Genomic DNA, 13,357 nt, shown 5'->3' on the forward strand with positions numbered 1-13,357 from the left:
TTACTTTCTATGTTTTTTTCTTAATGTTTTACGGAAATCAAGAGCAAGTCTTAACAGAGGATAAAGAGGATGGGTAGGCATTGTAAATTCTCCCAAATATTCTTCAATCGTTGGATTAAATTTTTCCTTAAAATGATAAAGTCCACCATTTAGAGAGTTTTCAACACCACCTAAATTTTGCCACAACATACCTCGCTCAAAGGCATAGCGAGCCGTTTCATACCAAGTTAAAATTGGTGCATTGTAACGTTTAAAATCATCATCCATACCAGCATATAGATTGACAGAGGTAGTACCAAATTCCAAACTCAAAGTAGCCGCTAACGGAATGTTTGATTTTCCCATATTCATATATCCCTGCAAGAAATCTATTTCCTCTTCTAAACGTTCTTTTTCTTTTATATTTTCCTGAATTTTTGAAGGTTTGGTTGCATCATTAAATTTTTCTGCAACTACTCTATTTTTTTCTAACTGTTCTTCTAATTCTCTTAAACGCTTAGAAACATCCAAACTCGTTAGCGTGATATAGGAATCTTCTTTGAAGTTATCTAATAATTTTTTATAATAAGCTTCGTTTCTTAAATGAATCTCTTTTCGCTTCTCAGTTTTTTTCATCAACTCCGAAAATGAATCTAATAGTTCCAGTCCACCATATTGAATTTCAAGCCCTTTGTTTCGTGCTGTTCGGATAGCTTGCCTCGTTGATTTAGAAAGTTTATCTTCTTCAAAATTTTCCTTATATATTTTCGCCTGAATACGAGGCTGAATGGTGTCATCCATCTCGGTTGTCCGCCCAGACCATTTCACTCCTAATTGTCCTAAAATCTCAACAATAGCAAGATTTTCAGGATATTCTCTTTTATCTTGATTGACCAAATGTTGGGATAGACAAATACTTGGATCGAAAGTCACAAAAACCGCTCTCTTACTGCGAGCATAAGACTTAATAGACTGCAGGACAAACTTTAAAAGTTCTATATCCCTGTAATCCAATATAGGACCTCTTGGAATATAAAACATTTTATAGCCTAAAGGCAGAGATTTTATGAGAATACTAGCCACAGCCAGTAAGTTCTCGCCTTCATAGACACCAATCCTCTCATGATTCCAATCAGATTTCACTTTTTCCCAAGCACTACTTTGTAATATATTAGCTAATTCATGTTCTTTGACAAACTGATCATATTCTAATGTGGGAATGCCAATTTGATAACGGTACATTTCCTACTCTCTTTCCTCCAGTATTTTATTACTATTCTACTACTTTTGTTTGAAAAGTCTAGTGAAAACAGACTTCCAGCATTGTTTTAAAGCCAAGAATAACTATAAATAGTGGTTCATTTATAAAAAACTAACTCAATCTCTCTTCTAATTTGAAATCAATTGGCAGAGTTGCTAGAAACCGTTCCAATTGTTTTTCCCAATAATACCACTCGTGAGTTCCAGCGCTATGGCTATAGATCACATCAAATCCCAGTTTTTTGAGATTTTTCACTGCGAGATTATTGGCATCATACAAGAAATCCTGCTCGCCACACCAAGCCCAAAGCTTGGTCTTTTTATCCGATTTTTTAGCCAGACTTTCTAGAGAATAAGGACTAGCTGTCCAATCTTTAATCTCCCCAAACACACCTCTCCAATAAGCAGGTGTTCCCAGATTTTGACTCTCAGGAGAAAACTCTTGAAAGCTAAGGGCACCTGAAAAACTAGCTGCGTGAGAAAAACGATTTGTTGCAAGAGCCAGTTTGAAACAGCCGTAACCTCCCATAGAGAGGCCAGCGATAAAGGTCTTTTCACGCTTGCTGGTCATGTTAGGGAAGAAGCGTTTCAGAACCTGTGGCAATTCCTCTGCTAGAGCTGTGTAATAGTCAAAACCATACTGAGTATCGGTATACCATCCGTTGCTGGTATTAGGCATGACGACGATAAGATTGGTTCCTCGAAGCAAGCGTTCTACATTGGTCCGCTTGAGCCAACTATTATGATTACCAGACATCCCGTGCAAGAGGTACAAGACGGGGATATCTGTACAATCTGGTTCTTCCACTCGATTGGCATCAGGATAGAGGACATTCACTCCCCACTCCATATCCAAAACTTGTGAGTAATACTCGATTTTCATTACTGCCATAATTTTTTCCTCTATTTTTCTATAAGAAAAAGCCGAAATTCGACTTTCTCTCTGTTTATTTCAACGATTATTTCGCTTCCATGACTACTGGTAAAATAGCTGGACGACGCTTAGTTTGATCAAAGAGATACTTGGTCAGATTATCACGAACCTTCCCTTTGAGATCTGCCCAGTCAAAGTCATCTCCTTGAAGATAGTCTTCTACCGTTTGGTTAATCAATTCTGAACTTTCACGGAGAATATCGCGACTCTTCTTGAGATAAACGAATCCACGCGTGTGAACACGAGCCTTGGCCACGATTTTCTTCTCACGACGGTTAACGGTGATTGCGACGATGAAAATTCCATCCTCTGACAAGACCTTACGGTCACGAAGAACCACATTTCCAACATCACCGATGGCATTTCCATCAATCAAGACATCGCCTGCCGAAACCGCTCCAGCTGGAACAAAGTCCCCATTCTCATAAGCCATGCTGGTTCCCTTTTTAGGGATAAAAATGCGTTCTGGCAACATCCCAACTGCCATAGCAGCCTTAGCATGGGCATCCAACTCACGGTATTCCCCTTGAATTGGGAAGAGATACTTGGGTTGCAAGAGATTAATCATCAACTGCAAATCACGCGCATTTCCATGACCTGACACACGCAAGCTTTGAGTGATCAGTTTGACAACCCCGCCAGCTTGGTAAATCATGTTTTCCACACGCGCCATGACTGCTTCTTTGGCGATAGACGGAGTGGTTACGATATAGACCAAGTCACCGTCCTTGATTTCCACATAACGGTGACGACCAATCGACATCTTGCGAAGACCGTTGATAGGCTCACCCATACGACCTGTCTCAAGGATAATCAACTCATGGTCTTCAAAACGAGACATATCTTTTGGCTTAATCAAAAGACTCTCATTAGCTAGAGACAATTTCTTAAGGCGAATAGCAGTACGGACGATATTTTCAATATCGAATCCTGTCAAGACCACACGACGGCCTGTTGCATCCGCAGCGTCAAACACCTGCTGGATACGAGAGAGGTTGCTGGCTACTGCTGCAACAATGATACGACCATCCCAATCAGAAATGGTTTGAGTGATTTCGTCCCCAACTTCACTTTCGCTAGCCACTTGGATATTGCTGTCCGCATTGGCTGAATCGCTAAGAAGAGCTAGAACTCCGTCACGACCGATTTCTGCCAAACGAGCGAAGTCTGTCGCATAGGATTCACTAGCTGTCTGGTCAAATTTGAAGTCACCTGTGTAAACGATGCTACCCTCAGCTGTCTTCAAGACAACACCCAAACTTTCTGGGATAGAGTGGGTCGTACGGAAGAAGGACACCACAGTTCCTCCAAAATCAATCTCCGAATCCTCATCAATGACATGAAAATCATTGAATTTCTTAACTGTGTCATTTCCTTTGACAAAGAGTTTGGCCAACTCAATGGTCAGCTCAGACCCAAATACAGGCACCTTGGCTTCAGCCAAGAGATAAGGTAGAGCACCAATGGCATCCGCATGACCGTGAGTCAAGAAGACCCCAGCGATACGGTCACTGTTTTCAAAAAGGTAGTCCATATTTGGAATGACCACATCCACCCCTAGTTGTTCATTTTCAGGGTATTTCAGACCTGCATCCAAAACGAAAATAGATCCATCGATTTCAGCGATATACATATTTTTCCCATTTTCACGTACACCACCAAGTGTTGTTAAACTGATATTACTCATTTTTCCTCCGAAAGCTTAATTTATCTTGATTATAGGGTTACTTGCCCTCTTATTCTAAAAGCACTACTTTTAGCCGAATCTTTTCCTACCATTATACCATTTTTTTGATGATTTTCAAAATGAAGATTTATTTTCAAAAAAGAGCTGGTTTCCCAACTCTTTCCTATGATCTACTCTTTTTCCATTAAAAAGTCATAAATTTCTTGCACAGTACCCAGCGCCATCATTTCTTGGTCTTTAACGGTTTGTTTGAGATTTTGGTAAATTTGACTTTCTCCTATCTCCCGCTTTGGTGCCTCTTTATTCACTGTCATGACACCATCTTTGATGGTCACAAAGCATAGCTCTTCAAACACTTGAATCATCTTGACCAGCAAAATTTGTTGGATATTGAGATAGGCAGCTAAATCCTTCAGTTTGTAGCGAATATCAAACTCTGGGAACTTGTAGATGGTCTTGTACAATTTGGCAAACTGCTCTCTAGTCCCATAGCCTGTCAGATAGTAGGCCTTGTCAATATCATTTTTGAAATAGACAGCAGAGAAATTCTGTTCCTGAAAAATGGTCTTCAGCTGAGTAATATCCTCAGGAACGGTTTTTACGATAACAGCTTCACTATCCGCCAGATTCGGCAATTCTCCAGCAAAATCCAAGACCGGAACTCTTTCTGGCAAGACTGCATTCTTCCCACGGATGTTAAAGAGTTGAACACCCTCTACACGCGCATCCACCATCATCAACTGGAGGGCAGTTTGACCATTCCATTGGTTGACAGACAATTTAACTGCCAACTCTAGATTCTTGGTTTGGGCAAATTCTGTTGCCAATCTGCCTTGACCGAAGGCTACCACTTCAAAACTCGCCTCACCCTTGGAAATTTTCAGCTTGAGATGGGCATTGCCTGCCCCCATAGTACGGGCACTTTCGACCTGAAAATCCTTGATATAAAAGACAGGTTTCTGATTGTTCATTCCAAAGGGAGCTAAACGTTCAAAACTTTTGACCGTTTCCAAGCTAAGTGTCTCCAAGTCTAGCTCTTCATCTAAGTTTAACTTGTTCTTGCCAGCAGCATCTGCGCCTTTTTCACGGACATAATCTTCCAAAACCTGAGATAAATCTGATAGTTTCTCAACTTCCAGCGTCATGCCAGCCGCACCAGCATGACCGCCAAATGCGATGAAGAGGTCTCGATGAGGATCCAGAGCCTCAAAAATATCGACCGCTTCCACACTACGAGCACTGCCCTTGGCACGACCGTCTTCTATATCAAGAACGATGACTGTCCGCCCTAGTTCTTCCAGCAAACGACCAGCCACGATTCCTAGAACCCCAGGATTCCAACCTTCCTTGGCCAAGACTTGAACCTTCTTCTCAGGGTCCACCATGGTCTTAGCTTCTTCATAGATAGACTGGACGATTTCCTTGCGCTCTTCGTTTTTCTGATGAATCATGAGAGCAATCTCATGCGCTTCCTCATCATCAAACCCAGTCAGCAAATCGATGGCTGGATTAGGATCATCCAAGCGCCCCAAGGCATTCAAACGAGGGGCAATCTGGAAACCAACTGTCTCTTCTGTCACTTCGTTAGCAGCAATCCCAGCCATATCCAACATTTCTTGTAAACCAATGCGCTGAGTGTGTCCCAACATTTCCAACCCATACTGAACCAAGATACGGTTCTCATCTGTCAAACTAACCATATCAGCAATGGTACCAATAGCAACCAAATCCAGTAGTTCCACTTGCACTTCTTCTAAAAGGGCACAAGCCAGCTTGAAGGCCACTCCACAACCAGCCAAATATTTAAAAGGATAGTCCGCATCTGGATGTTCAGGGTGAACGATGGCATAGGCATCAGGCAGGTTTTCAGGCATGGAATGGTGGTCAGTCACAATGACATCCACTCCCATCGACTGGGCCAATTCAATAGCCTCATGACCAGCAACCCCATTATCCACCGTCACAATCAAGGAAATCCCTTCTTGCTCGATAAAATATTTATAAACACTAGCATTTGGACCATAGCCATCAGTAAAACGATTGGGCAGATAAACCCGGCACTCAGCGCCAAGCTGTTCCAAACTTTCCTTAACAATAGAAGCCGAAGTCATACCATCCGCATCGTAGTCTCCATAGATGAGGATATTTTCCCCTTCTTCAATGGCCTGACGAATCCGTTCTACTGCCTTATCCATATCATGGAGTAGATAAGGATCATGCAAGTCCTCTAAGGAAGGCTCTAAAAACTTCTTCAGACTTTCTTGATCCTGAATCCCTCTCTCAAACAATAACCGAGCCACCTCAGAACCCAGTCCAGCCTTCTTGGCTATCTTTGTAAAATCCGCATCTTCTACCTGCGGGGCAAACTGCCATTCATAAGTAGGTGTTATCAAAAAGACATCCACTCTTTCTAAGAATTCTATTGCTTCATTATAACATGATTTAGGCTTTTTCTCTATCCAGATTGCTTTTTTATAAAATTTTAGTGAATTTTTTCAGATATGATTTGACAAGGCAATTCTTTTGGTGTAGAATCGTGTTATAAAATCTAACACAAAGGAGATTCCTTATGGCTTTAGTAGAATTTGAACACGTCGAAAAATATTACGGAGACTACCACGCACTCCGCGACATCAATCTCCGTTTTGAAAAAGGGCAAGTCGTTGTCCTACTCGGACCATCTGGTTCTGGAAAATCCACTCTTATCCGCACCATCAATGGTTTGGAGGCTGTCGACAAGGGAAGTCTTCTAGTAAATGGTCACCAAGTTGCTGGTGCCAGTCAGAAAGATTTGGTTCCTCTCCGCAAGGAAGTCGGCATGGTTTTCCAGCATTTTAACCTCTATCCGCATAAAACAGTGTTAGAAAACGTAACACTAGCACCCATAAAAGTTCTAGGAATTGATAAAAAAGAAGCTGAAAAAACAGCCAAAAAATATCTGGAATTTGTAAATATGTGGGACAAGAAAGATTCTTATCCAGCTATGCTGTCTGGTGGACAAAAACAACGGATTGCCATCGCTCGTGGTCTTGCTATGCATCCAGAGCTCCTTCTCTTTGATGAGCCAACATCTGCTCTTGACCCTGAAACCATCGGCGATGTTCTAGCAGTTATGCAAAAATTGGCCCACGATGGTATGAATATGATTGTCGTTACCCATGAAATGGGCTTTGCCCGTGAAGTTGCTGACCGCATCATCTTTATGGCTGATGGAGAGGTTTTGGTGGATACGACAGATGTTGATGACTTTTTCGATAATCCAAGCGAACCTCGTGCTCAACAATTTCTCAGCAAAATCATCAACCACGAAAGTGACAAAGTCAAATAAGGAGGCGCCTATGAAAAAGAAATTCTTTTTATCCGCATTATTGATTGGCCTTTTCGGTCTTGCTGCTGCAAAACCAGTTCAGGCTGATACCAGCGTCGCAGACATTCAAAAGAGAGGCGAGCTGGTTGTTGGTGTCAAACAAGACGTTCCCAACTTCGGCTACAAGGATCCTAAGACAGGAACCTATTCTGGTATCGAAACGGACTTGGCCAGGATGGTAGCTGATGAGCTCAAGGTCAAGGTTCGCTATGTACCTGTTACAGCGCAAACTCGTGGACCGCTCCTAGACAATGAACAGGTCGATATGGATATCGCAACCTTTACCATTACAGACGAACGTAAAAAACTCTACAACTTTACCAGTCCCTACTACACGGACGCATCTGGATTTTTGGTCAATAAATCTGCCAAAATCAAAAGCATTGAGGACCTAAACGGCAAAACCATCGGAGTTGCCCAAGGTTCCATCACCCAACGCCTGATTACTGAACTGGGTAAAAAGAAAGGTCTGAAGTTTAAATTCGTCGAACTTGGTTCCTACCCAGAATTGATTACTTCCCTACACGCTCACCGTATTGATGCTTTTTCCGTTGACCGCTCGATTCTGTCTGGCTACATCAGCAAACGCACAGTACTACTAGATGATAGTTTCAAGCCATCTGACTACGGTATCGTCACCAAGAAATCAAATACCGAGCTCAACGACTATCTTGATAACTTGGTTACTAAATGGAGCAAGGATGGCCGTTTACAAAAACTCTATGACCGTTACAAGCTCAAACCATCTAGCCATTCCGCAGAATAAGGAGGACACCCCATGACAGATTTATCATCTTGGACAGCCTATTTTCAGGATTTTGGACAATTTTTCAATGGATTCCTCTTCACTCTTGCCCTAGCTATCGGATCCTTTATCCTAGCCATGATTTTAGGCATCTTCTTCGGAGCCATGTCAACCAGTAAACGTCCGATTTTGCGCATTTTAGCTCGCATCTTTGTTGAATTTTACCAAAATACTCCCCTCTTGGTGCAGTTTGTTATCGTTTTTTATGGCCTACCTCTTATCAGTGACCATATCATCATGATTCCGATTTATTGGACAGCTGTTCTCTGCGTCGGACTTTATCACGGCGCCTATATCGCTGAGGTGATTCGCTCAGGTATTCAGTCTATTCCTAGCGGTCAGATGGAGGCTGCCTTGTCGCAAGGTTTTACCTATATCAGTGCTATGCGTTTGATTATCTTGCCTCAGGCTTTCCGTATCATTCTCCCACCTTTGACTAACCAAATCGTCAACCTCATCAAGAACACCTCGACAGTCGCTATCATCTCTGGAGTGGACTTGATGTTTGTGACCAAGTCTTGGTCGGCTCTTAACGGAAACTACATTCCAGCCTTTTTAGGCGCTGCCCTGCTCTACTTCTCTCTTTGCTTCCCTGTTGCCCAGTTTGGTCGCAAGATGGAGCAAGCCAACAAAAAAGCCTATTCACTTTAGGAGGTTACTATGGAATCCATTTTAGAAGTTTTAACCCCAGATAACCTAATCTTTATCTTTAAAGGATTTGGCTTGACCCTCTACATTTCTCTGATTGCCATCGTCCTCTCTACCCTTATCGGAACGGTGCTAGCCGTCATGAGGAATGGGAAAAATCCTGTCTTACGCATTATCTCCAGCATTTATATCGAGTTTGTGCGTAACGTTCCTAACCTCCTCTGGATTTTCACTATCTTTTTAGTTTTCAAGATGAAATCCACTCCAGCAGGTATTACAGCCTTTACTCTCTTTACATCAGCGGCCCTAGCTGAGATTATCCGAGGAGGTCTCAATGCCGTAGACAAGGGACAATACGAAGCAGGAATGTCACAAGGCTTCACTTCAGCCCAAATCCTCTACCACATCATTCTCCCACAAGCTATTCGCAAAATGTTGCCAGCCATCATTTCTCAGTTTGTAACCGTGATTAAGGATACCAGTCTTCTCTACTCTGTTATCGCCCTACAAGAACTCTTTGGAGCTAGCCAAATTCTCATGGGCCGTTATTTCGAACCAGAGCAGGTCTTCAGTCTGTATATCCTGATTGCCCTCATCTACTTCAGCTTCAACCTAGCAATCTCTAGCCTGTCTCATATGCTAGCCAAACGCTGGCAACAAGCCGCAGAATAATAAATTAGCTCTCCAGTTCAATTGGAGAGTTTTTTTCTACGCAATCTCAAAAAAACACTGCAAGATTTCTAGCAGTGTTTTGAGTTTCATTTATCTTAGTAGACTGTTTTTTCAGTTTCTACATCAAAGAAGTGTGCTTTGTTCAAGTCAAATCCAAGTTCAACTGTTGCACCTGTTTGCAAGTAGTCACGAGCATCAACTTTGGCAACAAATTCATCTTTACCAACTTGGCAGTAAAGGTGAGATTCTGAACCAAGCAATTCTGATACTGAGATAGTAGCTTTGACAACTGATTCTGGGAATGTTTCAAGGAAAGCAGGTTCTGCATTCACGTCTTCTGGACGAATACCGAAGATCAATTCTTTACCTTCGTAGCCTTTTTCACGAAGAACTTTCAATGCTCCTTCTGGAACTTTCAAACGGAAACCGTCTGAAATAATTTCGCTTCCAACCAATTTCACGTTGATGAAGTTCATAGCTGGGCTTCCGATGAATCCTGCTACGAATTTGTTAACTGGGTTTTTGTAAACTTCTTGAGGAGTACCGATTTGTTCAACACGTCCGATAGTACCTGTACCAGCAGGGTTCTTAGTTGCTGACATGATAACGATACGGTCTGCAAGTGTCATCGCTTCTGTTTGGTCGTGAGTTACGTAGATAGTTGTAGCTCCGATACGACGGTGGATTTTCGCAATCTCAGCACGCATTGATACACGAAGTTTGGCATCCAAGTTTGACAAAGGTTCGTCCATCAAGAATACTTTTGCATCACGGACGATGGCACGACCCATGGCAACACGTTGACGTTGACCACCTGAAAGGTCAGCTGGTTTACGTTCCAAGAATTCTTTCAATCCAAGGATTTCAGCTGCTTCTTGTACACGTTTGTCGATGTCTTCTTTGCTGTATTTACGCAATTTCAAACCAAAAGCCATGTTGTCATAAACAGTCATGTGTGGGTAAAGAGCGTAGTTTTGGAATACCATGGCGATGTCACGGTCTTTTGGAGCTACGTCGTTGACAACCACGCCATCGATAGATGCAGTACCTTCTGTGATGTCTTCAAGACCAGCAATCATACGAAGAGTTGTTGATTTACCACATCCTGAAGGACCTACGAAAACGATAAATTCTTTGTCTTTGATGTCCAAGTTGAAGTCTTCAACTGAGTAGTGTTCGCTGTTTGGATATTTTTTGTAAATATTTTTAAGATTCAATTCTACCATGAGGTGAACTCCTTTTGTTTTTTGATAGTTTTATTATATATGAAAACGCTTTACATTTCTATGGCAAGATGACCAAAAAAATAAAAAAGTTCTGTGCAACTTGCACAAAACTTTAGAGAATATCTGGTAAAATCAATTGATAACACAAGGTCAGGTCGGTCAATTCCTTCAACTGAAGCCCTGTCAATTCTTCCCATTTATCAATTTTGTATTGGAGAGAATTACGGTGCAGATAGAGCTGCTGGGCTGTTTTAGTGAGAACGGCACTATTTTCCCAAAGGGAGAGAATGATTTCCTGAATCTGGTCCTGATCCAAAATCATCTGGTGCAGGCATTCTTTAATGACTCTCAGGTCCACGAGTCTTTCTCCCATACTCCAAAGATAGAGCTGAGAAAAAGTATGAACACCTTGGTGACCCTGACGCCACCAAGTCTTAAACAAATCGCGCTCTGCTTTGATTAAGTCTGATAGGGCTTGATGTCCTATCTGAGACCAAACCTGACCTAACATGATAGAGAGACGCAGTCCAAAGTCATACTCAACCGCTTCAATCGTATCACTTAAAATAGCTCGTACAGAAGTGTATTTATCTTGTTGAAGTACGAAAACATAATCCTGAGCTCCGACCTGAAGCACCGTCTGACAGTTAGGAAAAAGAGTCCGCATCATGTCTAGCCAAGAGGCTAGATTTTCCTGTTGGAAATAGGAAAGATGGCAATAAACCAGCTGAATCTTTTTAAAAGCTTGTGGTGTCTGTCCCTTCCCCTCAATCAAAAAAGAATACCAAGGATTGAGCGAACGAGCCTGCTCCTGCTGAGTCAAAAGGGCAACCAACTGCTTTTCACGCTCACTGAGGCCAGATTTCTCCAGCAAAAGCCACTGCTGAGAAGCCAAAGGGAGCGTGAGATAGCCCTCTTTCTCTACTGGTTGGTCTGAAATCCGAGCCTCAGGAAACCAGTCTTGTAGTTCTTTTGCCATCATGTCCTAGCCCTCCACTTTTTGGATGCACCAAGAAATTAAGGTTTCGAGGCGTTCCATATTTTCAGTCATATGAAGATAGCCTATCACGGCTTCAAAACCTGTGGACATACGGTAAGTCACCACATCAGCATTTTTAGCTTTGGTATGGCTATTGGTATTGCGGCCACGTTTGTAGATTTCTTCTTCTTTTTCCGTCAGGACTTGCTCCTCTAACATAAGGGAAATCAGGCGAGCCTGAGCTTTGGCTGACACATACTTGGTCGCTTCTTGATGGAGTTTATTGGGTTTGGTCATACCTTTGAGGATGAGGTGACGGCGAATATACATAGAATACACCGCGTCCCCCTCAAAAGCTAACGCAATCCCGTTAATGAGGTTGACATCAATCACGTGTCCACCTCACTCCATCCTTGGTGTCAAGGAGCTTAATCCCTTGAGCAGCCAATTGGTCACGGATCTGGTCCGCTGTCGCAAAGTCACGATTGGTACGCGCTTCTTGGCGTTTTTGAATCAAGTCTTCAATCTCTGCATCCAAAACTTCCTCAACAAAGACAATTCCAAAGACTTCCAACATATCTGCAAGAGCTTGCTTAACACTTGTATCATAGTTGCCTGAGTTGATCCATTTGGCCATTTCAAAGACAACTGTGATACCGTTGGCAGAGTTGAAATCCTCATCCATAGCTGCTACAAACTTATCTTTAAAGGTTTGTAACTCTTTGACATCCACTTTTCCTGTAAATGGTTGCTCATAAGTGTTCTTCAAATACTTGAGATTAGTCTCGGCATCGCGAACTGCTTTTTCCGTAAAGTTGATGGGCTTGCGGTAATGCTGAGTCGCAAAGAAGAAACGAAGTACTTGCCCATCAAGAGTTTTAAGGGTATCATGGACTGTGATAAAGTTGCCCAAGGACTTGGACATCTTGACATTATCGATATTGACAAAGCCATTGTGCATCCAGTAGTTAGCAAAAGTCTTGCCTGTTTTAGCTTCAGACTGGGCAATTTCATTGGTGTGATGTGGAAACTCTAGGTCGGCTCCACCACCGTGAATATCAATGGTATCTCCCAAAATCTCTGTTGACATAACCGAACACTCGATATGCCAGCCCGGACGACCAGGTCCCCAAGGGCTACCCCAAGAAATCTCGCCTGGCTTGGCAGCTTTCCAGAGGGCAAAGTCTACAGGATTTTCCTTACGTGCTGTTTCTTCATCGGTACGGCCTGAAGCACCTAGCTCCAAATCTTCCAAGGTTTTATTAGCCAATTTGGCATAGTTGTGAGATTTTTCCACACGGAAGTAAACATCCCCCTGGCTCTCATAGGCAAAACCTTTTTCAATCAAGTCTTCCACAAAACGGATAATGTCAGCCATAAACTCCACCACACGAGGATGGCGAGTCGCAGGTTTGACGCCCAAGGCCGTCACATCCTCACGAAAGGCAGCGATGTACTTGTCCGCAACCTCCTGAGGCGTGATGCCCTCTTTCTTGGCACGGTTGATAATCTTATCATCCACATCCGTAAAATTGGAAATATAGGCAACCTCGTACCCACGATACTCAAAATAGCGACGAACCGTATCAAAAGCCACTGTTGAGCGGGCATTCCCCACGTGGATATAGTTGTACACGGTTGGCCCACAAACATACATCTTGACTTTGCCGTCCTCGATTGGGACAAATTCTCGCAAATCACGAGACATGGTGTCGTAAATTTTAATCATAAAATAATAGTCAGGAAAACTAAAATCCGAGAACAGTTAGTTTCATCACTAAGAGTTCAATTGAATTTCAG

General features: G+C 42.6%; 12 protein-coding genes. 4 read left to right on the top strand and 8 right to left on the bottom strand.

The genetic code is table 11. The annotated features are described in order from the left end of the window. The 4 genes from QS39_RS10085 to recJ all read right to left on the bottom strand — a co-directional run bounded on the left by QS39_RS10085 (position 1) and on the right by recJ (position 6,253). Positions 1-1,221, bottom strand: a complete 1,221-nt coding sequence (locus tag QS39_RS10085; RefSeq protein WP_077805436.1) for a peptidoglycan bridge formation alanyltransferase MurM — start codon at positions 1,219-1,221, stop codon at positions 1-3. Positions 1,222-1,351: 130 nt separating this feature from the next. Next, complete coding sequence (locus QS39_RS10090) at positions 1,352-2,131, bottom strand: alpha/beta hydrolase (protein ID WP_077805437.1); 780 nt, start codon at positions 2,129-2,131, stop codon at positions 1,352-1,354. 67 nt (positions 2,132-2,198) lie between these two features. After that, positions 2,199-3,860: a ribonuclease J gene (locus QS39_RS10095; protein WP_077805438.1), complete on the bottom strand. Its 1,662-nt coding sequence runs from the start codon at positions 3,858-3,860 to the stop codon at positions 2,199-2,201. A gap of 170 nt (positions 3,861-4,030) precedes the next feature. Beyond that, positions 4,031-6,253 (bottom strand): single-stranded-DNA-specific exonuclease RecJ, encoded by a 2,223-nt coding sequence (gene recJ / locus QS39_RS10100; protein ID WP_180375034.1) that lies wholly within the window; start codon positions 6,251-6,253, stop codon positions 4,031-4,033. 176 nt (positions 6,254-6,429) lie between these two features. Here recJ and QS39_RS10105 point away from each other — a divergent pair, with 176 nt between their 5' ends. From QS39_RS10105 to QS39_RS10120, 4 genes are read left to right on the top strand one after another with little or no spacing between them, the layout of a single operon-like run. Then, a complete protein-coding gene (locus QS39_RS10105) occupies positions 6,430-7,188 on the top strand; it encodes an amino acid ABC transporter ATP-binding protein (protein ID WP_077805440.1) in 759 nt (252 codons plus the stop codon). A gap of 10 nt (positions 7,189-7,198) precedes the next feature. Beyond that, positions 7,199-7,993 (top strand): transporter substrate-binding domain-containing protein, encoded by a 795-nt coding sequence (locus tag QS39_RS10110; protein WP_077805441.1) that lies wholly within the window; start codon positions 7,199-7,201, stop codon positions 7,991-7,993. A 12-nt stretch (positions 7,994-8,005) separates the two neighbouring features. Then, positions 8,006-8,683, top strand: coding sequence for an amino acid ABC transporter permease (locus tag QS39_RS10115; protein ID WP_057518587.1), 678 nt, complete (start codon positions 8,006-8,008; stop codon positions 8,681-8,683). Positions 8,684-8,692: 9 nt separating this feature from the next. Next, positions 8,693-9,352 carry an amino acid ABC transporter permease gene (locus tag QS39_RS10120; RefSeq protein ID WP_033689194.1) on the top strand — a complete coding sequence of 220 codons (660 nt, stop codon included), beginning with the start codon at positions 8,693-8,695 and terminating at the stop codon, positions 9,350-9,352. 95 nt (positions 9,353-9,447) lie between these two features. Here QS39_RS10120 and QS39_RS10125 read toward each other — a convergent pair whose 3' ends face one another. From QS39_RS10125 to cysS, 4 genes are all read right to left on the bottom strand, one after another. Then, on the bottom strand, positions 9,448-10,578 hold the full coding sequence (locus QS39_RS10125; protein ID WP_000229949.1) for an ABC transporter ATP-binding protein: 1,131 nt from the start codon (positions 10,576-10,578) through the stop codon (positions 9,448-9,450). A gap of 112 nt (positions 10,579-10,690) precedes the next feature. Further along, a complete protein-coding gene (locus QS39_RS10130; protein ID WP_077805442.1) occupies positions 10,691-11,560 on the bottom strand; it encodes a helix-turn-helix domain-containing protein in 870 nt (289 codons plus the stop codon). Between the two features lie 3 nt (positions 11,561-11,563). After that, entirely contained in the window at positions 11,564-11,950 is a 387-nt protein-coding gene (locus QS39_RS10135; RefSeq protein WP_077805443.1) for a Mini-ribonuclease 3, read from the bottom strand. Continuing rightward, positions 11,943-13,286 (bottom strand): cysteine--tRNA ligase, encoded by a 1,344-nt coding sequence (gene cysS, locus QS39_RS10140; RefSeq protein ID WP_077805444.1) that lies wholly within the window; start codon positions 13,284-13,286, stop codon positions 11,943-11,945. The genes QS39_RS10135 and cysS overlap by 8 nt, the downstream gene beginning before the upstream one ends. Positions 13,287-13,357: the final 71 nt, after the last annotated feature.

It is taken from the genome of Streptococcus mitis (genome assembly GCF_002005545.1).
GTDB lineage: Bacteria > Bacillota > Bacilli > Lactobacillales > Streptococcaceae > Streptococcus > Streptococcus mitis_I.